The sequence below is a fragment of the Mailhella massiliensis genome, assembly GCF_900155525.1.
In the GTDB taxonomy this organism is placed as follows: domain Bacteria; phylum Desulfobacterota; class Desulfovibrionia; order Desulfovibrionales; family Desulfovibrionaceae; genus Mailhella; species Mailhella massiliensis.
Genome location: NZ_LT706951.1, coordinates 939016 through 964332 on the forward strand (window position 1 = coordinate 939016; position 25317 = coordinate 964332).

Consider the following 25317-nt stretch of genomic DNA (forward strand, 5'->3'; position numbering starts at 1 on the left):
TAACAGGCCCTAAAGGAGCTTTCCCTGCTTCGGACTGAACGGATCCGTATATTCCTTGCACGTCCTCTTATCGAGCATAATATCTTCTCGATCCTGCTTCCGTATATATTTCCTGATTGTTGCTTCGTTCAAACCTGCTGTGCTGACGTAATATCCCACACTCCAGAATCTTCGATTGCCATATCGGTATTTCAGTTAAGAAAATTTATCAAAAATCATCAGAGAACTTTTACCATTTATATAACCCATAACCGAGGATATCGCATACTTTGGTGGTATAATGATAAGCATATGCACATGGTCTATCATCATATATCCTTCAATAATTTCAATTCCCTCGTAATTACAAAGTTGTCGTATTATTTTTCCTGTCTCTTCACGGTATTGCCCATAAATTACTTTTCTTCTATACTTGGGAGTGAAGACAATTGGTACCTACATAGCCATTTCGTATGTGCCAAATTTTGTTCTTTCGCCATAAAAAAACACCTTTTTGATGTGGACGGGAGCCTGAACAACTCCGTCTTATCGAAAAGGTGTTTTTTTAGGTATAACCGTTTTGTGATCTACACGCTAAGCGGGTGGTTTTCTGTTTCGGTCGCGTCCGCTCCCTCAACTGCCTGAGGGCATTAATCTTCCTGCCTTGTGCCAGCAGGAAAATATTCTCAACATCCTTATACAGCCCATATTTATCTTGTGCCATCTCAAAATAAGTCAACGCCGGTGCAGCAGGTAGAGCGCGAGCAGGCCGGGCAGAAGCACGGCTGCGCCGGATGCCATGTCGAAGCCTTCGGGCAGGCGACGGGAAACATAGCCCGCCCCCACGGCAAGGCAGAGAAGCAGCGCGGCCGCAAGCTGACGGGAATGCCTGCCCCGCCGCGCGGAACGGAGCTTTTCCTCCCCGCGTTCCCTCACCCCTGCTTCCGGCTCCTTCAGGCCGCGCCGCGCCGTTTCCTCCCGGTAGAGTTCCCGCGCTTCGGGCGTGAGCTTTCTCTCGTCGAGGCGCAGAAGTTCGTCGTCGCGCATGGCGGCGTAGCGTTTTTTCACCATGTCTTTCGTGATGTTCAGCATCGTTTTCCTCAATCTTCATGCACGCGCAACCGGAGCGGCAGGCATATGGCACAGGCTCCGCAGCGCCCGCCGCTCCGGCAGGGCGTGCCTCATGCCCCGGCGCACGGGGCGCAGCACATACGCTTCCCGCCCCCTTCCGTCGTACCGGCCGCCTGCTTCTCCGCAGGAACTGCCCGGCGCATACCGGCGGCCGCGCAAAAAACGCCCTTCCCTGCCGGAACAGCCCCAGAGCGTCCGGCATTTCTGCCGGGGCGCGGAGCTTTCCGCATCCCCCAAAAACGCAGTCCCGCCCCTTAAGGCGCGCCCTTTTTAAAGAAAACGCGCGCCGCCCTTTCTGCGCGCGGGAGGCGCAGGCTTTTCCTCTTCAAAAAAATCTCTGTGCGGCGGATAGATGCGCTTCGTTTCCTCCAGCAGGCGCAGACTGCGATTCCGCGCGGCCGTAAACTCCCTGAGGGAAAACGCCAGATACACGGGAGAATCGGTTCCTATCTTCATTCTGAGCACGGAACCTTTCTCTCCTTCCCTGAGAAGCTGCCGATGGAAGTCCCCGGCAAGCCGGATGACCACGCACCCGTCCTCCAGCGAAAAATGAAAGCTCACCGGATGCGTCTTTTCCCTGTCCACGCGGATCTTCCCGCTCAGCACAAGGGGAAGGAACGCCTCCAGCTCCGCGCTTTCCGAGGCGGACACGCTTTTCACCAGCTTGACCTCACAGGCCCCCGGGGATTCCCCCGCAGCGTCGGGGTACAGATCCAGCGCAAGTATGGCTCCCTCTTCTTCCGTGGCCATGCGTACCGTGGCCTCTCCCGTGGAGGCCAGCACAAAGGAAACCCACTTTTCATGATACTGCATGTCCCTGATTTCCGCCGCCATGGCCCGCAGCGCAAAGCTCAGCAAAAGCGCGGCCGCAACGGCCGCACGCGCCCACACTCCTGTTCTCCCCATAGTTCCTCCTTACAACACTGCGCCGCGGCATGATAACCCAAAAAGCCCCGCGGCAAAAGGCCCGGAAGGGAGCTTTCCCCCGCAGTCTCTCCCGTGCTTCGGCGGCGAGGCGGAGCAGCCCCGCTTCGCCCCCTCAGGCAGCCCATGCCGGATTCCAAACGCCTCGTTACAGAGCACGCACAGAGCAGGCGCATCCCCGGCCCCGCAGAGCCCGCAGCCTGTGCCCGCCTTTTCCGGCCGCCGCGACTCGCCCTGCCAAAGCCCCACGGCCTGCCCGCGCCCGGCACAAGGCCACCCTTTCCGCAGAAAGGCGCACGCCCTTCCGCCCTCCGCCCGGAACCGCCTTCGGCCTTCCGCACGCCGAATAATGAAACGGGCCTTTTTTTCCCGCCCGTACTGGACAGCAGGGGAAAAACGGATATAGCTTAAAGTTTCGGTTTAACTTTTCACGATTCCGGCCTTTGCCGCCGGAGGAGGGGCTTCATGGGCGATGAACTCCGGCGTCTGTATCTGGAACCCACATCACGCTGCAACCTGAACTGCGCCATGTGCTTCCGCAAGAGCTGGGTGGACGAGCAGGCGGGCGACATGGAGGAGGCCACCTTCCGCGCCGTGCTCTCCCACCTGCCCGAAAGCGTGGAGACCATCTTTTTCGGCGGCATGGGGGAACCGCTCTTTCACCCGCGCATCATCGACATGGTGCGCGCCGCCTCCGCGCTCGGCAGGCGCACGGAACTCATCAGCAACGGTTCCCTGCTTACCGAAGAGCGTTCCGCCGCCCTGCTCGACGCCGGGCTCGACATGCTCTGGCTATCCGTGGATTCCCTGAAGGAGGAAAATTACGCCGCCATACGCTGCAACGGCAGTCTTGCCGTGCTCAAGGAGCATATTCTCGCCTTCAACCGCCTGCGCTTCGCCCAAAAAAGGGAAGTGCAGCTCGGCGCGGCCTTCGTGCTCATGAAGAGCAATATTTCCTCTCTGGCGGAACTGCCCTTCTTCGCCTCGTACTACCATGTGAACGAGGTGAATGTTTCCCATGTCGTCCCCACCAGCGAGGCTTCCGCCAAGGAGGCCCTGTACACGGGCGTGTTGCAGAGCGATCTCGGCGGAGAACAGGTTCCCCCTGCCGCCCCGCGCATACGCCTGCCCCTCATGGACTGGACGGCTCCCGGCGTGGCCGATGCCGCCGCCTCGCTCCTGAGCGCAGGCATGTGCGAAATCTTCCTTTCCGAGAGCCGCATCCGCCGCCCCGCACGGCAGTGCCGCTTCATCAACGAAGGCATGGCCTTCGTCCGGCACGACGGCATGCTCTGCCCATGCATGTCCCTCATGCGCTCTTCTCGCCTCTACTGGGGCGGAAAAACGCGCCTGAACCGCCATCACTTCTTCGGCAACGTGCGCGAAACGCCCCTCGACACCCTGTGGGCGGCCCCCGATTACGCCGACTTCCGCCGCCGTGTCCGGGAATTCGAATTCTCCCCCTGCTGCCGCTGCACCCAGTGCGACAACTGGGAAAACTCCCTCCCCGACTGCTACGGCAACAACACCCCCACCTGCGGCGCCTGCCTCTGGTCCGAGGGGATTATTTCCTGCCCCTGAGAAGAAAAACGCAGAAAGAGAGAGAAAAGGCAGACGGGCGACGCCCCGCGGGTCCTTCCTCTTTTCTGCGGCGCTTGCGCCTGTTCCCGGCCGGTTGCGGGAAACGGCGCTTCCCGCGGCGGGGCATGGGGCACGGCGCTTGCAATATCCGCCTTCTTTATTTATACTTCGCTGTTTCCAAGAGCACACACGGCCCCTGCGGGCCGTTTTTCACCGGACCGGGGAACCGGCCGGGGCCGCAGGAGTACGCCGCGGGCGCGGGCGTCGGGAACGGCGCAGCGCATACGGCGCCCGCGCGGTGCGGCATATTAAAGTTTTAACCCATGAGGAAGCGAACGTGAGTTCTCTCGCCCGTAACGAATCTCTGCGCAACATCGCCATCATTGCCCACGTCGACCACGGCAAGACCACGCTGGTGGACGGGCTTTTCAAACAAAGCGGCATGTTCCGTGCCGACCAGGTGGTGGACGACCGCCTGATGGACAGCATGGANCGCTTCCAAGGTCGATTTCGAAGCCGAGGAAGGCGAAGCGGAAAAGGCGGAAAGCGATATGGCCATGTGGCAGTGCCAGGTGGGCAACTGCGGCTATATCTACCGCCCCGACAAGGGCGACCGCAAGGACGCCCGTCCCGAGGAAGTGCTCAACGAGGTGTACGACCTGTTCATCGACCTCGACGCCAACGAGAACCAGCTGGAATTCCCGGTGCTGTACGCCATCGGCCGCGACGCGGTGGCCATGAACAACCTGAACGACGAACGCAAGGACCTTTCCCCGCTGTTCGACGCCATTTTAAAGTACATTCCCGCGCCTTCCTACGACCCGGAAGAACCCTTCCACATGCTGGTGGCCGACCTTGACTATTCCGACTATCTGGGCCGCCTGGCCGTGGGCCGCATCCGCAACGGCCACGCCCACACCAAGGACGCGCTGGTCTGCATCGGCGAAGACGGCAAGCCCCGTCCTCTGCGCGCCACGCGCTTCCAGGTGTATCAGGGCAAGAACATGGTGGACGTGGAGGAAGTGGCCCCCGGCGACATCGTGGTCATGGCGGGTCTTGAAGAAGTGACCATAGGCGACACCATCTGCACGGCGGCCGATCCTTCTCCGCTGCCCCGCATCAAGGTGGACGACCCCACGGTGTCCATGCGTTTCGGCATCAACACCTCGCCCCTTGCCGGACGCGAAGGCAAGATCGTGCAGGCCAGAAAAATCCGTGAACGCCTCGACCGCGAAGCGCTGCGCAACGTGTCCATCCGCGTGGAAGACACGGAAGACCGCGACGCCTTCCTGGTGAAGGGCCGCGGCGAATTCCAGATGGCCATCATCGTGGAAACCATGCGCCGCGAAGGCTTCGAGCTCACCGTGGGCAGGCCCGAGGTCATCTTCAAGGAAATCGACGGCGAGAAGTACGAACCCATTGAAGAAGTGGCCATCGACTGCGACGAAATCTACATGGGCGTGGTGACGGAAAAGCTGAACTTCCGCAAGGGCCGCATGACCAACTGCGTGAACAACGGCACCGGCCGCGTGCGCCTCACCTTCTCCGTGCCTGCGCGCGGTCTCATCGGCTACCGCGACGAATTCCTCACCGACACCAAGGGCACCGGCATCATGAACTCCAACTTCAGCGGGTACGAACCCTATCGGGGCGACTTCCTTACCCGTATGACCGGTTCCCTCATCGCCGACCGCGCGGGCAACGCCGTGGCCTACGCCCTCTACAACCTCGAACCGCGCGGCCGCCTCTTCGTGGTGCCCGGCGATCCGGTGTATGAAGGCATGATCGTGGGCGAACACAGCCGCGACAACGACATCGACGTCAACGCCACCAAGGAAAAGAAGCTGACCAACCTGCGCGCTTCCGGGCACGATGAAAACATCATCCTCACCCCGGTGCGTCCCATGTCTCTGGAACAGTGCCTCAACTTCATGCGCGAAGACGAACTGCTGGAAGTGACTCCCCAGTCGCTGCGCCTGAGAAAGGCCGTGCTCTCCTGTGCGGAACGCTACCGCATGGGCGGAGGCCGCAAGCGCGTGTAACGCATTCTTCCCCGGAGCCGAAAGCTCCGGGGATTTTTTTTCAGCATTTTTTTCCTCCGCAAGCTGACGGAATGACGCGAAGGCCCGGCAGTTCTGGACACGCTGTACAGGCTGCGGGGCCTGCACGGAGGCGGCTGCGCTTAACGCCGCAAGTAAATTGCGGCTGCTTACCGCTGCAAACGAAGGCGGAATGACGCGAAGGCCCGTCTGCGCTGGACTCGCTGTACGGCCGCAGGACCTGCACGCTGCGGCTCCGCGCGGACGGCGGAAGTGAATTCCGCCTGCGCCCGCCTTGCGGCCCGGCCGCTTGAAAGCGCCCGGGGGCCCCCGAGCTTTGAGAAAGCGTTATTCCTTCGTAAACGAAAGCGGAACGGAGCTCAGGAAAGGATGCTCCCTGCGTTGAGAGATGCTTTTTTCCTTCGTAAACGGAGGGAATGGCGCGAAGGAAGCCGTCGCATCCGGCATCTTCCCCTTGTGCAAGGGTTCCGCCTTCCGCAGCTTCCGCATGAGGACGGATTTTTCCTCTTCAGGCAAAAGGGGGGGCGGATACGCTCCGCCCCCTCTGCCGGGATACCGCCGGGGCGGCATCTGCGCCCCGGCTCAGACCTTCAACCTTCCACGGAAAAGCCCAGCCCCTTCAACCATTCGTCCACATCCTTCCGCGCGCCGGAAACGCGGCGGCCGCGCACTTCAAAGCCCTTCAGCAGACGCGCCCGGGGGCAGAGCCGGCGCAGGTCGTCTTCGCTGCGGCCGAAGCGGCTCCCCTCATGGGTGCAGAAGGGAATGACGGTTCTGTCGCCGAGGTCGTACTTTTCCAGCAGGGTGAAAAAGGCCATGGGCATGGTTCCCCACCAGTCGGGATAGCCGAGGAATACGGTACGGTACGATTCCAGACGGGGGAGTTCCGTGCTTATCTCCGGGCGGGCGTCGCGCCGCTGTTCCTCCTGCGCCATGTCCACCACGGCGTCGTAGTCTTCGGGATAGGGGGAAACGGTTTTCAGCTCCACCATGTCCCCGCCCACGCGGTCGTGAATCATCCCGGCAAGCCTGCGCGTATTGCCGGAGTGGGAAAAGTAAAGAATCAGCACTCCGTTTCCCGCTTCCGCCGCATGCGCGCTTCCCCGGAAAAGCAGCGGAGAAACCGCAACGGCCGCCGCGCCCAGGGCGAGGCATTTCAAAAAGTTCCGGCGCGCAGGCCGCGCGCCCTCTGCGCCCTCAACGGCCCGCAGGATAAGGGAAAAGGCGTTTTCCTTCGTCTTCATAAGGCTTGCTCCTTTCAGAAAAATTATTCCGCCTGCTGCTTTTCCGGCAGCACGGCATTAACGCAGGCCAGCGCGTTCAGCGTGCGCGGAAAACCGATGTAGGGCAGGCTGCAGGCCAGCGCGTCGATGAGATTTTCCTTGCTGTTGCCCACGGCGGCGTTGCCCTGAACGTGAGAGCGCACCTGACTTTCGCAGCCGCCGAGGGCGGCAATGATGGAAAAGGTGAGCAGTTCCCGCGTTTTCAGGTCCAGCCCCTTGCGGGTGTACACGTCACCGAAGCAGAAGGCCGAAAGGTAGTTCTGCATGATGGGCCGCTGGGATGCGGGCGCGGCCTCGTGCATCTTGTCGATGGCGGCGCCGAAAATGGATTTCTGCACCTTCAGCCCTTCGTCGTAACGGTTTTCTTCCGTCACGGTGCTCCGGCTTTCCACAGGCAGGGGAATGTTCCGCGCCTGAAACACCTCGTTCACCCGGGAAAGCGCGGCTTCCGTGCGGGGAAAGCCGATGTACGGGGCGCACTGGTACAGCGCTTCCTTGATTTCCACGGGCGTGGCCCCCACGCGCAGGGCCGCTTCCACATGCGTGTTCAGGTTTTCCAGCGTCTGGCCGGAAGTCAGCACCACCAGCGTGATGAGAGAACGCTGAACATCGTTCAGCGTGCCGCCTTCCGCGATTTCTCCGTACATGAGCCTGTCGCGCAGGGTCGCAAAGTCCGGGTCCGTGGCGGAAAGCGGCGTGGCCGTGCTCCCCAGAAACTTCTGCATGTTCCTTTCCGCCGTCGCCGCCCTGTCCGGGTTCTGCCCCGGCGCGGCGGCAAAGGCTGCGGCAGAGAATATCAGCACGCCGCACAGGGCGGACAGTATTCCGAAACAGGGGACGGCTTTTTCTCGAATCAGTCGCATACGGTCTCCTTTGGGTTGCATGAGGGGATGGACGGAAGCCGGACCTTCCGACCCCCGTCATGCAAAAGCATACGCCGCCCCGCAGCCGCCGCCAGACATGATCGTCGCAATTTCTTGCCCGATTCTGCAATTCCCGCCTTTTTTCGGAAAACACAAGGCTCCCCCCACGGGCATCTTCGGCCATTTCCCCGGCAAACGCCGCAGGGCCGGAAGAAAGGCCGCCGCGCACGCCCCCCTTCCCCGCCGCCACGCCGAAGGAATACGCGCCCTTTTGCTGCAAAGGCGCACCGGGCCTCATGGTCTCGGAAGAGCACGCCCCGGCGCAGAAAGCCCGGCAGGCACAGACGCACCCGCCGGGCTTTCCTCACGCAGGGCGAAGGGCCCGCCTTCGCCGCGCTTTTCTTCTCTATCCGTTATGTCCGCTTCCGCCCGCCATGCCCGTAAGCACGATTTCCGCCCGCGAATCTTCGTCGTCGCGGATGATTTCCTCCACGGCGGGGGCCACGATGCGCCCGGAACGGGGGTTTTTAATGCTCTCCACCGGCGCGGTGAGCACGGCATCCACCTCCGACTTTTCAAAACAGAGGTCGGTATCCACAAGTTCGCAGTCGATGAGCCGGAGCGCGCTGCAGTAACAGAGCGGCTGGGAACCGATGATGCGGCAATGGTCGAGGGTGAGGTGGTCGGAATACCAGCCGAGGAATTCCCCGCGCAGCACGCAGTTTCTCACGGTGACATGCCGCGCGTGCCAGAAGGCGTCGCGGCTGGTGACCTCGCCGTTTTCAAATACGGCATGATGCAGGTACTGCAGGGCGTACCTGCCCTTGAAACGCACCTGGTCGAAAACGGCGTCTTCCGCACGCAGCATGAAATAGTCGCTTTCCACCGTGCACCCGTGCATGTCCACATGACGGGAAAACCAGCCGAATTCCGCCGAGTTCACGTCGCACCCGCGCAGGACGGCCCCGTCGCACTCGCGCAGCGCCTTGATGCCGTGCAGCACGCTTTCCGTTATGGTGATATCCCTGGAATACCAGAGCGCGGCGCGGCAGCCTTCGTTCATGCGGCAGCGCCGTATGTCCAGCCCCTGCACATGCCAGAAGGGGTAACGCAGGCGAAAATCGCACTCTTCCGCCACAATGTCCGAAGCTTCCTTGACGGCGCTTTCCCCGTCGGCGGGCCCGTCGAAGGTGCAGCGCTTCAGGTGCAGGCCCTTTTCGCCGTAAAGGGCGCGTTCCTCATCAAAAGTCTGATTCTCTATGGTTCTCATGGCTTTTTCCGTCGATGCGCGGGAATTTCCCGCAAAAGGTGTATGCCGCGGCCTACCCCGGCCGGAAAACCGCCGTGCCTGCGGCGCAACTGCGGCCTCCTGCCCGGATGCCGCCCGGGAACATCTGTTTTCATGGGCTATTCTCCGGGGCCGCATGTCTCATGCGCCGTCCCCCCTCGCGAAGGAGGACGGAAACCACGCCCCTCTGCGCCCGGCCCATGTTTCTCTGTTCCGGGGGCATTATAGGCGGCCATGCCCGGGCAATACAGTGACAATCCTCCCATCTTCTTGCCTGATTCTCTCACGCTGCACCTGTTTCATTCCTTCGCCTGTGTACCACGACTGCCCGTCTGCGCTGGTCGCACTGTACGGACACGGGGCCTGCACGCTTCGGGCCTTGCTTACGGCGGAAGTGAATTCCGCCTGCGCGGCCCTTGCGACCCGGCCGCCTGAAAGCGCCCGGGGGCGACACCTTCGCCCGCGTAACACAAAGGCCCGTCTGCCCTGGACACGCTGTACCGGCTGCGGGGCTTGCACGGAGGCGTTGCGCTTAACGCCGCAAGTGAATTGCGGCTGCTTACCGCCTCCGGCCCGGCCGCTTGAAAGCGCCCGGGGGCGACACCTTCGCCCGCGTAACACAAAGGCCCGTCTGCCCTGGACACGCTGTACCGGCTGCGGGGCTTGCACGGAGGCGGTTGCGCTTAACGCCGCAAGTGAATTGCGGCTGCTTACCGCCTCCGGCCCGGCCGCTTGAAAGCGCCCGGGGGCCCCGGAGCGTTGAGAGATGCTTTGTCCTTCGTAAACGAAGGCGGAAGAAAGCACCGATGAGGCTTCCACAAGCAAAAGCCGGATGAAGCTTTGAGAAGACATTGTGCCTGTAGCGAGGGCGGAATAAGGCAACAGCCCGGGTACCACGCTCCGCCATCTCTTAACCATCTCTTCCTTTATACCTGTTTTCCGGCAACGGCCGGAAAACAGGCGGCCTGCGTGAGCGGGTCCGGCAGGACACGCTCACACTGAGGAAGCAGCCCATGCGCGGCAAGTCGGGACTTTCCGCATCCGGCAGCAACACGGTACGGCAGAGCTTTCCGCGCCCTGCCCTTCCGACAAGGCCCCGGACGGGTTCTTTCCCATAAAAAGCAACGAAACGACAAAAATCCGGCGGAAAGGCTTCCCCTCCGGCAACGGGAACGACCGGCAGCGAGTCGAAGGAAAACCTGCGTGCCGGGAAAGCCTTCGCCCTGCCTGCCATGGGGGTTCGGGGGAGATTATCTCCCCCGAAAAACGCTTTCTTTTCCCGTCCTCCCCCGCTGTCCGGCTACGCGCAGGCGCAGGCGCATCCCCCAAAAAGCTCTTCCGAAGCCTTTTCCGGGGTTACGGGACAGCGCCGCCTTGTTCTTCCGGTCCTTCCTCCGGGATTCGTATCGGCGTGTTCCGCCTTGCGGGCATTTGCGGCGCGGCATCTTGCTCCGCGGGACAAAGGCCGTTATGTTGGCGGAGGCGCTCCGGCACAGAGAAGCGGGGCACGGGTTCACGTTCTTCCGGGGGCACGTCCTCCGCACAGGGGGATGGGCATGGATGATTCGAACCGCCGTCAGCAGACGGTGCTTATTTACCTTCTGGCTTTTGTCTGCGCCATCGGCAACCCTGTGGTACTGCCGAGTCTGCCCTTCATCATGCGGGATTTCGGGCTTTCTCCGCTGGAGATGGGGCTCATCATTTCGGTGTTCGCCCTGCCGGGCATAGCGGTGATTCCGCTGTACGGGGTATTGAGCGACCGCATCGGCCGCAGGCCCCTGCTTCTGGCCGGGCTTACGCTGTGCGGCGCGGGTTCGCTGCTGTGCTACACGGCTCCGGGCTTTTCCTGGCTGCTTGCGGGGCGCGCGCTTCAGGGGCTGTCGCTCACCCCGCTGGAAGCCATGTGCAACACGCTCATCAGCGACCTTTACGAAGGCGAGGAGCGGATGCGCTTCGTGACCAAGGCCACGGCCATGCAGTATTTCAGCATTGCGGTCACGCCGCTCATGGTTTCCTGGCTGCTCAGCATGGGAAGCTGGAGACTCAGCCTGCTGGCCGCGGCGGCGCTCTGCTTCGGCGCGCTCCTCTTCTGCCTGCCCATCCGTCTGCCGTACCGGCCTTCCCGTTCCGTAAGCTTCGGGCTGTACGCCTCGCACATCAAAACCATTCTCGCCTCGCCGCGCGTGCTTTCGCTCTTTTCCGTGCGCTTCGGCGCAGCGCTTATTCTGTTCGGCGCCATTTACCCGCATATTTCCCTGCTGGCGGAAGAAAAGCTGCTTCTGCCGCCGCAGCAGGGTTCCCTGCTCTTTGCCGTGTACGCGGCGGGCATGTTCCTGGGCGCGCTGTTCTCCCCCATGGCCATGCGCAGCCTGCCGCCGAGGCTCGTCGGCTTTCTCGGAGGGGCGCAGGTGGCAGTTTCCATGCTGCTGCTCCTGTTCTGCTCCACCGTATGGCAGGCCCTGCCCGGCCTGCTCTTCGTGGGGACGGGCGCAGGTATGCTCAACGCCTGCTGCGCGGGCCACGTTTCCCTTTCTTCCACGCCCGATACCCGCGGCTCCATCATGTCCGCCTATTCCACCATTTTCCGCATAGGCCAGTTCTGCGCGCCGCTGCTCTTCGGCCTGTTCTATCAGCAGTGGAGCTTCTCCGGCGTGTTCGGCGCAGGTTTCTTCTTCGCACTCGCCGTCACCCTCGCCGCCGCGCTTTCCTTCGCCTATGCCCATAGGCTGGAACATTCCCATACCGATATATGAGCGCAGCCGGGGATATTTTCCTTTACGCCTTTGCGCCTTTGCGCCTTCGCCCGCGTAACACAAAGGCCCGTCTGCGCTGGACACGCTGTACTGGCTGCGGGGCTTGCACGCTTCGGGCCTTGCTTACGGCGGAAGTGAATTCCGCCTGTGACATTGCCTTCGCCCGAGCTGCGCAAAAGCCCGTCTGTTCTGGACACACTGTACGGACTGCAGGGCTTGCACGGAGGCGGTTACGCTTAACGCCGCAAGTAAATTGCGGCTGCTTACCGCCCCCGGCCCGGCCGCCTGAATGCTGGCCGGGGGCCCCGGAGCGTTGAGACAAGGTCTGTCCTTCGTAAACAAAGGCGGAAGAAAACATCAGAGATACGGCGCTCTTTGCTATACTCCCCTTGCATGGCGTTACCAGAAAACCGGCCGGTAAACATGCTAAAACAGCGCGTGAAAAAGCGTCGTCTCTGAAAGCGAGGGCAGAATAAGGAACAGCCCGGGTACAACGCTCCGCCATCTCTTACCCGTCCCTTCCTTTATACCTGTTTTCCGGCAACGGCCGGAAAACAGGCGGCCTGCGTGAGCGGGTCCGGCAGGACACGCTCACACTGAGGAAGCAGCCCACGCGCGGCAAGTCGGGACTTTCCGCATCCGGCAGCAAGACGGTACGGCAGAGCTTTCCGCGCCCTGCCCTTCCGACAAGGGCCCCGGACGGGTTCTTTCCCATAAAAAGCAACGAAACGACAAAAATCCGGCGGAAAGGCTTCCCCTCCGGCAACGGGAAGCTCCGGCAGCGAGCCGAAGGAAAACCTGCGTGCCGGGAAAGCCTTCGTCCTGCCTGACATGGGGGTTCGGGGGAGATTATCTCCCCCGAAAAACGCTTTCTTCTCCCCTCCTCCCCCGCTGTCCGGCTACGCGCAGGAGCATCCCCCAAAGCTCTTCCGAAGGCGCTTCACGCTCTTGCAGCATGCCGAAGAAGCCGGGAGCTTACCGCCTCCGGCCTTTTTTGTTCCGCGCCTGACTTCGTGCCTTTGCCCTCCATCCCACGGCATGCACAGAAACTTCCGACACGGCGCGACGACGGCGGCGCGGCGCGGCTATTTTTTCTTTGCCTTGTCCGCGGGTTCCGGGGGGAAGAGAATGTTGTAGACGGCGCGGGTCACGGGGCCTGCCACGGCGCCGCCGCCACCGCCGTGTTCAATCATGGTAACGACAACGACGCGCTTTCCGTCCTTTTCGCCCCAGGAGCCTATCCAGGCATGGTCGCGCTGGCGGAATTCCATTTCCGCGCTTTTGAGGCGGCGGTTGCCGTCCATCTTGATTTTCACCACCTGCGCGGTGCCGGTTTTGCCGCCGATTTTCATATCGGAGCGCTTGAGCACCTTGGCGGTGGCGCCCTGGGCCTCCACGGTCTGCACCATGGCGTTTTTTATCCATGCGCGGTGAGCGTCGGAAATGGGGCTGCGGCCCGTCACCTCGCGCGGGGCGTCGGCAATGAGCTGGGGCTTGAGCAGGTAGCCGCCGTTGATGAGGGAAGAAAGGAACACGGCCGTCTGGAGCGGAGTAACGAGCACATGGCCCTGCCCGATGGAGGCGTTGACGGTATCGCCCTGCTGCCACGCCTCGCCGAAGCGGCGCTTCTTCCATGCGCGGGAAGGGACGAGGCCCGTGGTTTCATAGGGCAGGTCTATGCCGGTTTCGCGGCCGTAGCCGCAGGCGCGGGCAAAGGCCTCCATATTGTTGATGCCCAGCTTCACGGCCATGCTGTAGAAGTACACGTCGCAGGAATAGATGAGGGAATGCTCCATATCCACAGAGCCGTGGCCGCCTGCCCTCCAGCAGCGGAAGGTATGGTTGCCGAGCTTGAAATGCCCGGGGCAGAACACCTTTTCCTGCGGGGAAATGCCGTGTTCAAGGAGCATGCCCACCATCATGAGCTTCCACACCGAGCCTGCGGGGTAGGCGCTCTGTATGGCGCGGTTCTGCAGCGGGTAGCGCGGGTCGCTGCGCAGGGCGTTCCAGTCTCTGACGGAAAGGCCGCCGATGAAGATATTGTTGTCGTAGGCGGGCCGCGTGACCAGGGCAAGGAGCCTGCCGGAATCGGGGTCCATGACCACGACGCTGCCGGGGTAGTCGCCCATGGCCTCCATGACGGCGTGCTGCAGGCGCGAGTCGATGGACAAGGTCACGTTCTGGCCCATGTGCGGGGATTCGATGAGCGTGCGGCTCAGGGGACGGCCGAGCACGTCCACTTCCAGCCGGTACAGGCCCTTCTGCCCGCGCAGGCGGCGTTCGAGCACGCTTTCGAGGCCCTGACGGCCCACCATGTCGCCCAGGGAGAGGTCGGGGTCTTCGGCCAGTTCCTTTTCGCTGGCTTCGGCCACATAGCCGAGAATATGGGAAAAGGCCTCGCCTTCGGGGTAGTAGCGCCGCGAATGGGTCACCACGCGCAGGCCCGGCCATTTGTAGAGTTCCGCCTCGATGGGGGCCACCTGCTCGAAGGGCATGTCGGTAAGCAGGAGAATGGGGTCGAAACTGCGGCCCTTGCTCCTGTCCTGCTCGTAGCGGGCCTGAAGGCGTTCCAGCGGAACGCCCGTCCACGCGCTCACCTGAGCGAGGGCGGCGGGGATGTCGGGGCAGTATTCGCGCACCAGAGAAAGCCCGTAGGCCGTGCGGTTCTCGGCCACGAGTTCGCCGGAGGCATCGTAGATTTCGCCGCGCGGGGCGAAGATGCGTTCGTCGCGCAGGCGGTTTTCCTGCGCCATGCGCACATAGTCGGCCCCGCGGTGTATCTGCAGGTACCAGAACCGCGCGCAAAAGAGCGCGAACAGCAGCACGATGCAGCACTGCAGAAGCAGAAGTCCGCTTCGCGGCGGCTGATATTCATCGTTGCTGGTTTCTATCTTCATGGAGCGCCCTCTTGCGCAGCGTTGCGGCCACAAGCCACACCCACGGGGTGAACAGTGCCTGGAAGAGGCATTCGTCGAACAGCAGGGAAGGTTCCCACGGAATGTCCTGCAGCGTGGTCAGCAGCGCGAAAATGACATAGTGCACACAGGAAAGCAGTATGCCGAAAAGGGTGACGAAAAGAAAGCCCGTGCCCTGCAGCAGCCCGCAGCCCACATGAAAGGCGATGGCCGCCAGCGCATACCACAAAAGCGTGCCGCCGAAGGCCATGCTGCCCATGCCCTCCTGAAGAAGCACGAAGCACGCGCCCACGGCAAGAATCTGCGCATAGCGCCGCTCCTGAAGGGCAAGAATGAAGCCGGGCAGAAGAAAATCCAGCCCGGGCATGAGCGCCTGAAGCGTGATGCCCGCAAAGGCATAGCAGAGCCACCAGCCGGCATTGATCCAGCTCATCGCCCGGCCTCCGCCTCCGGCGCGGGTTCTTCCGGCTTTTCCAGAAGAGGCGTGCGGCGGGTGTACACGGCGTCGCTTTCCGGGGTGATGAAATCGGCGGGACGCTGCAGAAGGAACACTTCCTCCAGACTGTGGAAGTCCACCAGAGGTTCGGCCTGAATTTCCAGCACCGACGCGCCGGAACGCGAGGCCCCGCCCGTGGATATGGCCGTTACGCGGGCCACGGGTATGCCCTTGGGGAAGCAGGAATCCACGCCCGAGGTGACGAGCAGCTCGCCCACGCGCACCGGGGCGTTCTGCCGCACGAAGCGCAACTCCAGCGGAAGGCCCGGCCCGCCCCCGGCAAGGATGCCCTGCACCCTGCCCTCGGAGGTGACGACGGCCACGCGCGAACCGGTATCGGTGAGCAGAAGCGCCACGGAAGTGCTCGGCCCAGCCTTGAGCACGCGGCCCACCACGCCTTCCCATGAGGTGACGGGCGTGCCCGGGGATGCGCCGTTCATGTAGCCGCTGGAGAGCATGACCGTGGAAAGGGCCGCGTTGGGGCCCATGCGCCAGGCGAGCACGCGGCTTGCGCGGGCCTGCCAGGAAGCGGGGTATTCCAGGTGCATGAGGCGGCGCAGCCTCTCAAGCTCCGCCATGCCCTCGCGCGTGTCGGCAAGGCGCTGTTCCAGAATACGCATGCGTTCCTTCAGCGCCTTGTTCTCTTCGCGCACGTCGCGCAGATCCACATAGTCGCGCCATGCGCCGAGCACCATGTCTTCCACGCTGGCGAAACCGCGCATGATGCCGCCCGTGAATTCCAGCCCCACGGCGGCGCACAGCCTGTCCCACTGGCCGGTGCGCTGATTCCAGGTATAAATGCCCAGAAACAGCAGCAGCGTGCAGATGATGAGTAGGATGATGCGGCGGGGCAGCAAGGCGGAACCTCCCCGGAGGAAAAAAAGGGCGTTGATCCGGCAACGTCATGCCGGGCAGAAGCGGCGGCGGGAACGAAAAAAGGAACGCGGGCGGATGCCCCCATGCCCCCGCCGGGCACGGCGGAAAAAGACTTCTCCGCCCGGAAGAAAAAAAACGGGCCGGAAAACGGCGCGGAAAAGGCGCGCCCTGCCTGTGCAGCCGGGGCAGGCACGTTGCCCGTGCCTTTGCCTGCTCCTTCCGGGAAAAGACCGGAAAGGAGCGGACAAAACGCAAAGAGCCCCGGCGTACCGGGGCCGCAGCGCTAGTCGATGCACACCTCGCGCATGGTGCGCATGTTGTCGAGAGCAATGCCCGTACCCATGACCACGGTGGCGAGCGGATCGTCCACGCTGAAGATGGGCAGGGAGGTATCTTCCCTCAGAAGCTGGTCGAGGCCGCGCAGCAGCGCGCCGCCGCCGGTGAGCACGATGCCGCGCTCCACCACGTCGGCCGCCAGTTCCGGCGGGGTCTGTTCCAGGGCCTGACGCACGGCCTGAACAATGGCGTCCACCTGTTCGGCAATGGCCTTGCGCACTTCTTCGGAAGTGATGATGATGGTCTGCGGAATGCCGGTGACGAGGTCGCGGCCCTTGACCTCGATTTCCTTCTCTTCCTCCATGGGATAGGCGGAAGCGATCTGAATCTTGATTTCTTCGGCCGTGGATTCACCGATGAGCATGTTGTACTTGCGCTTGACGTGGCGCAGAATGGCTTCGTCCATCTTGTCGCCGCCCACGCGCACGGAACGGGAATACACAATGCCCGAAAGGGAGATGACGGCCACTTCCGTGGTGCCGCCGCCGATGTCCACCACCATGTTGGCGGTAGGTTCCTGAATGGGGAGGTTCGCGCCGATGGCCGCGGCCATGGGTTCCTCGATAAGGAAGACCTCGCGCGCGCCCGCGCTCAGAGCCGATTCCTTGACGGCGCGCTTTTCCACCTGCGTGATGCCCGTGGGCACGCAGATCATGATGCGCGGACGCACCAGACGGCGCTGATTGTGCACCTTGGAAATGAAGTAGCGCAGCATGGCTTCCGTCACTTCGAAGTCGGCAATGACGCCGTCCTTCATGGGACGGATGGCGCGGATGTTGCCCGGGGCGCGGCCGAGCATGCGCTTGGCTTCCGAGCCGACGGCGAGCACCTGATTGTTGCCGCGATTGTCCTTCTTCACCGCGACCACGGAGGGTTCGCGCAGAACAATGCCCTGCCCCTTGACATACACGCAGGTGTTCGCGGTACCAAGGTCGATGGCAAGGTCGTTGGAAAAAACGCCGAGTATGATATCAAAAATCTTGGCCATGGAATGTTCCGGTAGAGGGAGTGAATGGGTGGTTCTAGGCATAGAAAAGGCGGCCTGTCAATACGACGCGGCCCAGCCCCGTGGCCTGCACAGGAACCGGAAGGGAAAAAGTTTCCCCCGCGAGGGGCCTCTTGTCAATCCTTTTTTCCGCATTCCGACCAGCGTTTTTTTCCGCTCCTTCCGCAGGGAACGGCAGAGGCCCCTTCCCCCGGCTCCGCCGCTGCAACAGACCGCAACTCAAGGATGCCCCATGAACAGAAACAACGCCCCGCGCTACTTTTCCCTCGATGAACGGCTGCGCGCCGTGTTCGGCGAAAAGGTGCGGAAAATTCCCCTCGACGCGGGTTCCACCTGCCCCAACCGCGACGGCACGCTTTCCACCGGCGGCTGCGCCTTCTGCAACGCCGACGGCTCCGGCACGGGGCGCGCATCCCTCGGCCTGCGCGGCCAGTGGGACTACTGGCGCGAACGATTCTCCCATTCCCGCTCCGGCGCAGACTGCCGCGTCTTTCTCGGCTACCTGCAGTCGTTCACCAATACCTACGGCCCAGCCTCGCGCCTCGCCTCGCTGCTGAACGAACTTTCCGCCCTGCCCGGCATTGCCGGAGCGTGCGTGGGCACGCGCCCCGACTGCGTGGACGAGGAAAAGCTCGCCCTCATGGCCGCCCTGCCCTTCAGGGAATTCTGGCTGGAAATAGGCGCGCAGAGCTGCCGCGACGCCACGCTCGAACGCATCAACCGCGGCCATACCGTTGCCGATTCCGAACGCGCCGTGCGCCTTGCCGCCTCCTTCGGCGTGAACGTGTGCCTCCACCTCATGGCAGGTCTGCCCGGAGAAAGGGAGGAGGACTTCCTCGAAACCGTGCAGTGGGCCGCCTCCCTGCCGGTTCAGGGCGTCAAGCTCCACAACCTCTATATTCCCAGAGGAACCGCCGTGGAAAAAGAGTGGAAGGAAGGACGCCTCGTTCCTCTGGAACAGGAACAGTACGCCGCCCTCGCCGCCAGAGCCCTTACCTTCCTGCCTTCCGCCGTGGTCATGCACCGCATCTGCGCCGACCCCGCCCCCGGCGAACTCGCCGCACCCTCCTGGGCCGTGGACAAGGGCGGCACCCTCCACCTCATCCGCTCCATCCTCGAATACAACGACTGGTGGCAGGGCAAAGCCTGCGACGCCCCGGAAAAGAACCCCTTTGCCTGAAAAAGAAAGGAAAGGCTGAAAAGGCAGGCGCGGCAAAGCCCCGCACCCCCGCAAAGGCACCGGGGCTCCGCCCCGGCCCCCGCCGGGGGAGATAATCTCCCCCGAACCCCCGTATCCGGCAGGGCGGAAGGCGGCGGGACTGCCGGAGCCCTCCTTCGACTCACGGCCGTGACGGATGCATGTCGGGCAGGAAGGCGCAGGCCGGAGAGGCATAAACGAAAAGGTCTGTCGTACCCGCAGGGCCGCAGGGCGCGGAAAGGCTTTTCCCGTCACGTTCCTGCCCCGTACTCCGTGCAGGTGTGCGCTGCCGCGCCCACCTGCGGCGGCCGACTGTTTTCCGGCCTGCGCCGGAAAACAGTGCCAGAGGAAGAGATTCCACGATGGGAGCGTTGTGCTTGAAGCGGGAGCGGAATAAAGCCATGCCCCCGGCACAACGTTCCCCTGCTCCTGCAATCCCTTCCTTTGACACGACGGCCCGGCAACGCCGGGACGGAGTCGGCCTGCGTGAGCGGGTCCGAAGGACACGCTCACACGGAGCTTGCAGCCGAAACGCCGTACGCCGGAACTTTCCGCGACCGGGGTCATGCGGTGCGGCAACGCTTTCCCCTCCCTGCCCCGCTTTCCGGCGGAAAGACGGACTCCGGGGGTAAGGTACCCAATCATGCAACGAGCCGCGAAACGGCGGAAAACCGGAAGGAACGCTGCTCCCGCCTTCAGAGCGCGACGAAAAAACGGCCGGGAGTCGAAGGAAAAAATTCGCGCCGGGAAGGCCTTCGCCCTGCCCATTGAGGGGGCCCGGGGGGAATCATTCCCCCCGGAACATGCCTTCCACGGGGCCGGGGCGCAGCCCCGCCCGCCTTTTCTGCCTTTCCTGCCTTCTTTCTCTCTCCCTCTTTTTCCCGCTTCCGTTTCGGCCGCGACTTACGCCTGTTCCTGTGTTTTTCCGGCCCCGGGTTCAACCTGAGGGAGAGGGGGAGCGTTTTTTGCGCGTTCGGGGGTAAACTGCGGCAGGCGGGAGAGGGCCTCGCACTGGAGCTGACGGAGCCTTTTGCCGGAGGCTTCGCCCTTGTTGCGCCAGGCTTCGGGCAGGCGGACGGCGCGGATGGCGTCGAGGTCGCGGGAGGCCATGGGTTCCCAGTTCCAGCCGCCGTCGGCTCCGGCGAGCACCCAGAAATCGTGGAAGATGCGGGTCTCCTGCAGTTTGCAGAGCATGTCGCGGCGGGTACCGGCGCGAAGGGTTCCGTACATGCCGCCCTTCATGTGCAAAATGGTACCGGCCACACCGGCGCGGGCGTAGCGGGAGGAGAGGCGCAGGCGGGAAGCGAGGCTGCGGGCGAGTTCCGCGCCTTTCAGCTCGTGGCCGTAGTGATGGGGCAGGATGGAGGCGTCGGTTCGGATTTTGCCGAGGTCGTGGCACAGGGCCATCCATGCGGCAAGGGGGTGGCCGGCGCAGCGGTCCACGACTTCGAGGGTATGGTCGAGCACGGAATTGTCGTGCCAGGGGCGGGGGCCTGCGGGGATATCGGCGGCGGGGGCAAGTTCGCGGAACCAGGGGGAGAGGCACTCCGCCTCGCGCAGCACGAGGAAGAAGCGCGAGGGCGCAGGGGAGGAAAGCGCGCGCAGCACTTCGCGCCCCACCCTTTCGGCAGGCAGGGCGGCCAGATCTTCGGGGTTTTCGCGGGCAAAGGCGCGCATGGCCTCAAGGGTGGAAGGTTCTACGGAGAAACCGGGAAGCGTTGCGGCAAAGCGCGCCACGCGGAACACGCGGAGCGGGTCGCGGGCAAGGGCGTCCGTCGAGGCGAGGCGGAGGGTTTTGCGCTCAAGGTCTTCGAGAAAAAGGGGATGGGCGACAAGGCGGCCTTCGGCATCGAAGGCGGCGGCGTTCACGGTAAGGTCGCGGGTGAACATGTCCTGTTCCGGCCCGCCTTCCAGCGCGGTGAATTCGTCCGGCCCCACCAGCCAGATGGAAAGGTTTCCTCCGGCCTTGCGCGCCCCGGGGAAGCGCTGTAGAAAAGATTCCGCACTCCCGGAAAAGGAAATGTCCACATCGTGCACCTTTCTGCCGAGAAGAAGGTCGCGCACCGCGCCGCCCACCACATACCACTGCGTCATTCGCGTCATCCATGGCCGCCGCAGCCTGCGCGGCAGGCGGGGCTTCCCCAAGGGAGAAAAGTGAAGGGAGCCGCGCACTCCCCGCCCCGAAGGGGGCCGAATCCATCCTGCGGGCACCGCCCGCCGTGCGGCCGGTCCGCCGCAATCCCGGCAGGGAAAGCGCCGTGCCGGAATCTTCCCTGAAGGAAGAAAAAACTGCTTCTGAGGACAGCCCATGAACGAACCTTCCGTCGTCCGCCTGCTTTACAGGGGCCTGCCTCCCGCCGGAAACGGCGGCGAGCCTTCCGCCCTGCCCTTTTCCCCGGAAGAGGCAGCCGCCTCCCCCCTTGCCCTGCCGGAAAGCTCCGCTCCCTGGAAGGAGGGCGGATGCGGCGCGATTTCGTGGCTGGAAAAAGCCGAACCCGGACTGCCCGGGCCACTATACATCACGGGGGCGGCCACCTCAACCCTTGATGCGGCGCGCGTGCTGCTCGAGGCCGGGGCGTTCCCGGAATGGGCCTCGCTGCTTTCCCTCTGCCAGAGCGCGGGCCGGGGCCAGATGCGCCGCAACTGGAGCTCGCCTTCCGGCAATCTCTACTCCGCCCTGCGCCTGCCTTCGGACGGGCCCTTTGCCGGCTTTGCCGCCGCGCCCGCCTGCGGCGCGCTGGTGGCCGAGGCCCTGTGCGGGGAAGGCTGCCCCGTCATGCTCAAGTGGCCCAACGACATTCTTCAGGCCGCGCCCTCGTTCCGGCCCGGCGTCATGCCCGGAAGGGAAGACTGCCGCAAGGTGGGCGGCATGCTCATCGAAGAACGTCACGGGGCGCTCATTGCGGGCATAGGGCTGAATGCCGTATCCTGTCCGNAAAAGTTGAAAAGCGGCGGGGAATGACTATAGTTAAAAGGCACAAGATTATCTGAGGCCGCAGCCCTGCATGGGAAGCGCGGCCCCGCCCTCAACCCCTTTTCAGGAGACACGCATGATACACCCCGGCTGGGGCTTCGCCTCGGAAGACGACAGCTTCCCCCGCAAATGCGCCGAATCGGGCATCACCTTCATCGGTTCCACCTGCGAATCCATGAACCTTCTGGGCAACAAGGTGCAGGCGAGAAACCTCGCCATGAAGATCGGCGTGCCCGTGGTTCCCGGCTCCGACGGCGCGGTGGATATCGAGGGAGCGCGCAAGATCATCAAGAAAATCGGCCTGCCCGTCATGCTCAAGGCCGAAGGCGGGGGCGGCGGCCGCGGCATTTTCGTCATCCGCACCATGCAGGAGCTGGAAGACGCCTTCGTGAAGGCCTCCACCATGGCGGAAGCCTCCTTCGGCAATCCGCGCCTCTTCGTGGAACGCTACCTTGAACATGTGCGCCACATCGAAATTCAGGTCATCGCCGACCAGTACGGCAACGTGTTCGCCTTCGACGAACGCGACTGCACGGTGCAGCGCAACCATCAGAAGCTTGTGGAAATCACGCCTTCCCCCTGGCCGGGCATGACCGAACAGCTGCGCGAACAGCTCAAGGACTACGCCCGCCGTCTGGTCAAGGCCGTGAACTACTACTCCGTGGCCACGGTGGAATTCCTCGTCACGCAGGACGGCACGCCCTACATGATCGAAGTGAACACCCGCCTGCAGGTGGAACACGGCATCACCGAAAGCCGCTACGGCATCGACCTCGTGGGCGCGCAGATCGCCATCGCCTTCGGCGCGAAGCTCCCCTTCGACGAAGAGAACACCAGGCCGCAGAACTGGGCCATGCAGGTACGCATCAACTGCGAAGACCCGCAGAACAACTTCACGCCCAACTGCGGCCGCGTGGTGCGCTATGAATCGCCCGGCGGCCCCGGCATCCGCCTCGACTCCAACCTCTGCTCGGGCTACGACTTCCCCTCCAACTACGATTCCGCGGGCGCGCTGCTCATCGCCTTCGGCAGAAGCTGGGAACGCATCCTGAGCGTGATGGACAGAGCGCTGGAAGAATACACCATCTCCGGCATCAAGACCACCATTCCCTTCTACCGCCACATCCTGCAGAACGAACAGTTCCGTTCCGCCGTGTTCGACACGAACTTCGTGGCCAACACGCCCGAGCTGTTCGACTATCAGGACATCGCTCCCGAAGGGGAACGTCTGAGCCATCTGGTGGCCGAAATCTCCGCCCGGGGCTACAACCCCTTCGTGCAGCTCGGCCAGTACCGTTCCGTGGATACGCCGCGCCTGCCCGCCTTCGAGCCCGCGCTGCCGCATATCTCCGGCGCGGACCGCTACGCCCCGAGCCCCTACCCCCACGAACGCGATCAGCTGCTGGAATTTCTGCGTGATTCCAAGGCGGTGCACTTCACCGACACCACCACCCGCGACATGACGCAGTCCAACACCGGCAACCGCTTCCGCCTTGCCGAAGACGCGCTCATCGGGCCGTATCTCGATTCGTGCAACTTCTTCTCTCTGGAAAACGGCGGCGGCGCCCACTTCCATGTGGCCATGATGGCCAACATGACCTACCCCTTCACCGAGGCGCAGGCCTGGAATCAGTTCGCCCCCAAAACGCTCAAGCAGCTTCTCGTGCGTTCCACCAACGTGCTCGGCTACACCCCGCAGCCGCGCAACATCATGAACATCACGGGCGAAATGATCTGCGACAACTACCAGATCATCCGCTGCTTCGACTTCTTGAACGACATGCGCAACATGCGCCCCATCGCCGAAGTGGTGCTCTCCCGCAACGACGTGGTCTTCGAACCCGCCCTGTCCATTTCCGTGGCCAAGGGCTTCGACGTGGACCACTACCTTGACGTGACGGCCGCCACCCTCGACATGGTGGGTCAGATTGCGGGCTGCAATCAGAAGGACGCCTCGCGCATGATCATCCTCGGCCTCAAGGACATGGCCGGCATCTGCTCGCCCTCCTTCATCGCAAGCCTCACCACCGCCATCAGGAAGCGCTGGCCCGACCTTGTGCTCCACTATCACCGCCACGCCACCGACGGCCTGTTCATCCCGGCCGTGGGCGCGGCCGCCAAGGCCGGCGTGCAGATCGTGGATACGGGCCTCGGCGCGAGCGTGCGTACCTACGGCCAGGGCGACATCCTCGCCACGGTGGCCTACATGGAAGGCGAGCTCGGCCTGAAGACCATGGTGAACAAGGACATGATCGCCCAGGCCAACTTCGTGCTCAAGCAGATCATGCCCTTCTACGACCGCTACTGCTCGCCCTACTTCCAGGGCACGGACTACAACGCCGTGCATCACTGCATGCCCGGCGGCGCGACGTCCTCCTCGCAGGAAGGCGCCATGAAGCAGGGCTACATCCAGCTTCTGCCCTACATGCTGCGCTTCCTCGCCGCCATCCGTCAGATCGTGCGCTATCACGACGTGACGCCCGGTTCCCAGATCACCTGGAACACCTCCTTCCTCGCCGTGACCAACGCCTTCAAGCGCAGCGGTGAAAAGGGCGTGCAGGAACTCATCCGCGTGGCCGAGCTTGCCGCCGCCACGCCCGAAGATCAGGTGGACGACATCCTTCGCGAACAGCGCCTCGACATCTACCGCGACTGCAACGACGCCTTCAGGAATCTCCTGCTCGGCAAGTTCGGCCGCCTGCCTCTGGGCTTCCCCGAAGACTGGGTGTACGAGAGCGCCTTCGGCAGCGCGAGCTACCGTTCCGCCCTTGCCTCCCGCACCGAGGATTCTCCCCTCGAACACCTCAAGGACGTGAACATTGACGCCGAAGCCAGGGCCTGCGCCGACATCATCAAGCGCACGCCCAACGACGAAGAGCTGGTCATGTACCTGAACCACCCCGGCGACGCGGTGAAGACCATGCAGTTCGTGAAGAAGTACGGCGATCCCAACCGCCTGCCCCTGCATGTGTGGTTCGAAGGCCTCAAGCAGGGCCAGGAACTGCAGTTCACCGATTCCAGCGGCAAGCCTCACAAGATGACCATCTTCCGCGTCAGCCCCGTGAGCGACCACGGTACCGTGAGCGTGCGTTACAGCTTCGACTCCATCATCATCAGCCATGAAGTGAAGGTGGCCGAAGGCCGCATGGCCGCCGCCGACACCACCATGGCCGACGAAGACAACATCTACCACATCTCCGCCCCCTCCAACGGCGATTTGTGGGTGGTGTACGTCAAGCCCGGCGACATCGTGAAGGCCGGGGACGAGCTGTTCAACATCTCCATCATGAAGCAGGAAAAGGCCGTGCTCGCGCCCACCGACGGCATCGTCAAGCGCGTGCTCAAGACGGCCGACTACCAGACCACGCGCAAGATGATTCCCGTGCGCGAAGGCGAGCTCATCGTGGAACTCGGCCCCTGCCCCACCGTGTGCCCCAACCCCGAATGCGGAAAGCCCCTGCCTTCCGCAGCCATGAAGTTCTGCCCCTGGTGCGGCAGCGCCGTTTCTCAGGAAGAACAGAACTAAGCGCGTATAAACGCTGAATCATCCCCCGCCGGTTCATGCCGACGGGGGATTTTTTTTGCCCGGAGGGAGATAAAAAAGAAGGCCCGGAACTCATAAACCATGTAAGAATACAGGAACAGAAAAATCTC

Annotated in this window: 16 protein-coding genes and 2 pseudogenes; 7 read left to right on the forward strand and 11 right to left on the reverse strand. The window is 63.0% G+C overall.

Translation table 11 applies throughout. From position 1 onward, the window contains the following. Positions 1–9: 9 nt before the first annotated feature. The 3 genes and pseudogenes from tnpA to CZ345_RS09840 form a co-directional block, all read right to left on the reverse strand. A pseudogene (gene tnpA / locus CZ345_RS09825) lies at positions 10–479 on the reverse strand (IS200/IS605 family transposase). 235 nt (positions 480–714) lie between these two features. Then, the gene (locus CZ345_RS09830; protein ID WP_077072943.1) at positions 715–1071 is read right to left on the reverse strand and encodes a hypothetical protein; all 357 of its coding nucleotides are present in this window, start codon (positions 1069–1071) and stop codon (positions 715–717) included. 309 nt (positions 1072–1380) lie between these two features. Continuing rightward, positions 1381–2016, reverse strand: coding sequence for an invasion associated locus B family protein (locus CZ345_RS09840; RefSeq protein WP_077072945.1), 636 nt, complete (start codon positions 2014–2016; stop codon positions 1381–1383). 483 nt (positions 2017–2499) lie between these two features. Here CZ345_RS09840 and CZ345_RS09845 point away from each other — a divergent pair, with 483 nt between their 5' ends. From CZ345_RS09845 to CZ345_RS09855, 3 genes and pseudogenes are all read left to right on the forward strand, one after another. Then, positions 2500–3615 (forward strand): radical SAM protein, encoded by a 1116-nt coding sequence (locus CZ345_RS09845; RefSeq protein WP_077072946.1) that lies wholly within the window; start codon positions 2500–2502, stop codon positions 3613–3615. Positions 3616–3952: 337 nt separating this feature from the next. Continuing rightward, positions 3953–4105, forward strand: a pseudogene (locus CZ345_RS17720) (GTP-binding protein); the annotation flags it as partial. Positions 4106–4166: 61 nt separating this feature from the next. Further along, the gene (locus CZ345_RS09855) at positions 4167–5657 is read left to right on the forward strand and encodes an EF-Tu/IF-2/RF-3 family GTPase (protein ID WP_083717300.1); all 1491 of its coding nucleotides are present in this window, start codon (positions 4167–4169) and stop codon (positions 5655–5657) included. 608 nt (positions 5658–6265) lie between these two features. Here the strand turns inward: CZ345_RS09855 and CZ345_RS09860 are convergent. The 3 genes from CZ345_RS09860 to CZ345_RS09870 all read right to left on the reverse strand — a co-directional run bounded on the left by CZ345_RS09860 (position 6266) and on the right by CZ345_RS09870 (position 9091). Beyond that, positions 6266–6919, reverse strand: coding sequence for a flavodoxin (locus CZ345_RS09860; protein ID WP_077072947.1), 654 nt, complete (start codon positions 6917–6919; stop codon positions 6266–6268). A gap of 23 nt (positions 6920–6942) precedes the next feature. Further along, positions 6943–7821 carry a carboxymuconolactone decarboxylase family protein gene (locus CZ345_RS09865; RefSeq protein ID WP_083717302.1) on the reverse strand — a complete coding sequence of 293 codons (879 nt, stop codon included), beginning with the start codon at positions 7819–7821 and terminating at the stop codon, positions 6943–6945. A 406-nt stretch (positions 7822–8227) separates the two neighbouring features. Continuing rightward, positions 8228–9091: a DUF3737 family protein gene (locus CZ345_RS09870; RefSeq protein WP_077072948.1), complete on the reverse strand. Its 864-nt coding sequence runs from the start codon at positions 9089–9091 to the stop codon at positions 8228–8230. 1574 nt (positions 9092–10665) lie between these two features. Here CZ345_RS09870 and CZ345_RS09880 point away from each other — a divergent pair. Further along, complete coding sequence (locus CZ345_RS09880; RefSeq protein ID WP_077072950.1) at positions 10666–11862, forward strand: MFS transporter; 1197 nt, start codon at positions 10666–10668, stop codon at positions 11860–11862. Positions 11863–12947: 1085 nt separating this feature from the next. On the opposite strand, the gene mrdA is transcribed toward CZ345_RS09880, so the two are convergent. The 4 genes from mrdA to CZ345_RS09905 all read right to left on the reverse strand — a co-directional run bounded on the left by mrdA (position 12948) and on the right by CZ345_RS09905 (position 17473). Continuing rightward, positions 12948–14759: a penicillin-binding protein 2 gene (mrdA, locus tag CZ345_RS09885; RefSeq protein WP_077072951.1), complete on the reverse strand. Its 1812-nt coding sequence runs from the start codon at positions 14757–14759 to the stop codon at positions 12948–12950. Then, positions 14734–15210, reverse strand: a complete 477-nt coding sequence (locus tag CZ345_RS09890; RefSeq protein WP_077072952.1) for a hypothetical protein — start codon at positions 15208–15210, stop codon at positions 14734–14736. The genes mrdA and CZ345_RS09890 overlap by 26 nt, the downstream gene beginning before the upstream one ends. Further along, positions 15207–16130, reverse strand: a complete 924-nt coding sequence (mreC, locus tag CZ345_RS09895) for a rod shape-determining protein MreC (RefSeq protein WP_077072953.1) — start codon at positions 16128–16130, stop codon at positions 15207–15209. The genes CZ345_RS09890 and mreC overlap by 4 nt, the downstream gene beginning before the upstream one ends. Before the next feature lie 302 nt (positions 16131–16432). Continuing rightward, the gene (locus CZ345_RS09905) at positions 16433–17473 is read right to left on the reverse strand and encodes a rod shape-determining protein (RefSeq protein WP_077072955.1); all 1041 of its coding nucleotides are present in this window, start codon (positions 17471–17473) and stop codon (positions 16433–16435) included. 250 nt (positions 17474–17723) lie between these two features. On the opposite strand from CZ345_RS09905, the gene mnmL reads away from it, so the two are divergent. Then, positions 17724–18671, forward strand: a complete 948-nt coding sequence (gene mnmL / locus CZ345_RS09910) for a tRNA modification radical SAM protein MnmL/YtqA (protein WP_077072956.1) — start codon at positions 17724–17726, stop codon at positions 18669–18671. Positions 18672–19592: 921 nt separating this feature from the next. Here the strand turns inward: mnmL and CZ345_RS09925 are convergent. Beyond that, on the reverse strand, positions 19593–20783 hold the full coding sequence (locus CZ345_RS09925; RefSeq protein WP_077072959.1) for a tRNA nucleotidyltransferase/poly(A) polymerase-related protein: 1191 nt from the start codon (positions 20781–20783) through the stop codon (positions 19593–19595). 214 nt (positions 20784–20997) lie between these two features. On the opposite strand from CZ345_RS09925, the gene CZ345_RS09930 reads away from it, so the two are divergent. Next, a complete protein-coding gene (locus CZ345_RS09930) occupies positions 20998–21651 on the forward strand; it encodes a lipoate--protein ligase family protein (protein WP_077072960.1) in 654 nt (217 codons plus the stop codon). Between the two features lie 88 nt (positions 21652–21739). Next, positions 21740–25189: a pyruvate carboxylase gene (locus CZ345_RS09935; protein ID WP_239446656.1), complete on the forward strand. Its 3450-nt coding sequence runs from the start codon at positions 21740–21742 to the stop codon at positions 25187–25189. Positions 25190–25317: the final 128 nt, after the last annotated feature.

Bases quoted from the DNA above. Each gene is read 5' to 3' on its own strand.
- CZ345_RS09830 (WP_077072943.1), bottom strand. From the start codon at position 1,071: ATGCTGAACATCACGAAAGACATGGTGAAAAAACGCTACGCCGCCATG.
- CZ345_RS09840 (WP_077072945.1), bottom strand. From the start codon at position 2,016: ATGGGGAGAACAGGAGTGTGGGCGCGTGCGGCCGTTGCGGCCGCGCTT.
- CZ345_RS09845 (WP_077072946.1), top strand. From the start codon at position 2,500: ATGGGCGATGAACTCCGGCGTCTGTATCTGGAACCCACATCACGCTGC.
- CZ345_RS09855 (WP_083717300.1), top strand. From the start codon at position 4,167: ATGGCCATGTGGCAGTGCCAGGTGGGCAACTGCGGCTATATCTACCGC.
- CZ345_RS09860 (WP_077072947.1), bottom strand. From the start codon at position 6,919: ATGAAGACGAAGGAAAACGCCTTTTCCCTTATCCTGCGGGCCGTTGAG.
- CZ345_RS09865 (WP_083717302.1), bottom strand. From the start codon at position 7,821: ATGCGACTGATTCGAGAAAAAGCCGTCCCCTGTTTCGGAATACTGTCC.
- CZ345_RS09870 (WP_077072948.1), bottom strand. From the start codon at position 9,091: ATGAGAACCATAGAGAATCAGACTTTTGATGAGGAACGCGCCCTTTAC.
- CZ345_RS09880 (WP_077072950.1), top strand. From the start codon at position 10,666: ATGGATGATTCGAACCGCCGTCAGCAGACGGTGCTTATTTACCTTCTG.
- mrdA (WP_077072951.1), bottom strand. From the start codon at position 14,759: ATGAAGATAGAAACCAGCAACGATGAATATCAGCCGCCGCGAAGCGGA.
- CZ345_RS09890 (WP_077072952.1), bottom strand. From the start codon at position 15,210: ATGAGCTGGATCAATGCCGGCTGGTGGCTCTGCTATGCCTTTGCGGGC.
- CZ345_RS09905 (WP_077072955.1), bottom strand. From the start codon at position 17,473: ATGGCCAAGATTTTTGATATCATACTCGGCGTTTTTTCCAACGACCTT.
- mnmL (WP_077072956.1), top strand. From the start codon at position 17,724: ATGAACAGAAACAACGCCCCGCGCTACTTTTCCCTCGATGAACGGCTG.
- CZ345_RS09925 (WP_077072959.1), bottom strand. From the start codon at position 20,783: ATGACGCAGTGGTATGTGGTGGGCGGCGCGGTGCGCGACCTTCTTCTC.
- CZ345_RS09935 (WP_239446656.1), top strand. From the start codon at position 21,740: ATGATACACCCCGGCTGGGGCTTCGCCTCGGAAGACGACAGCTTCCCC.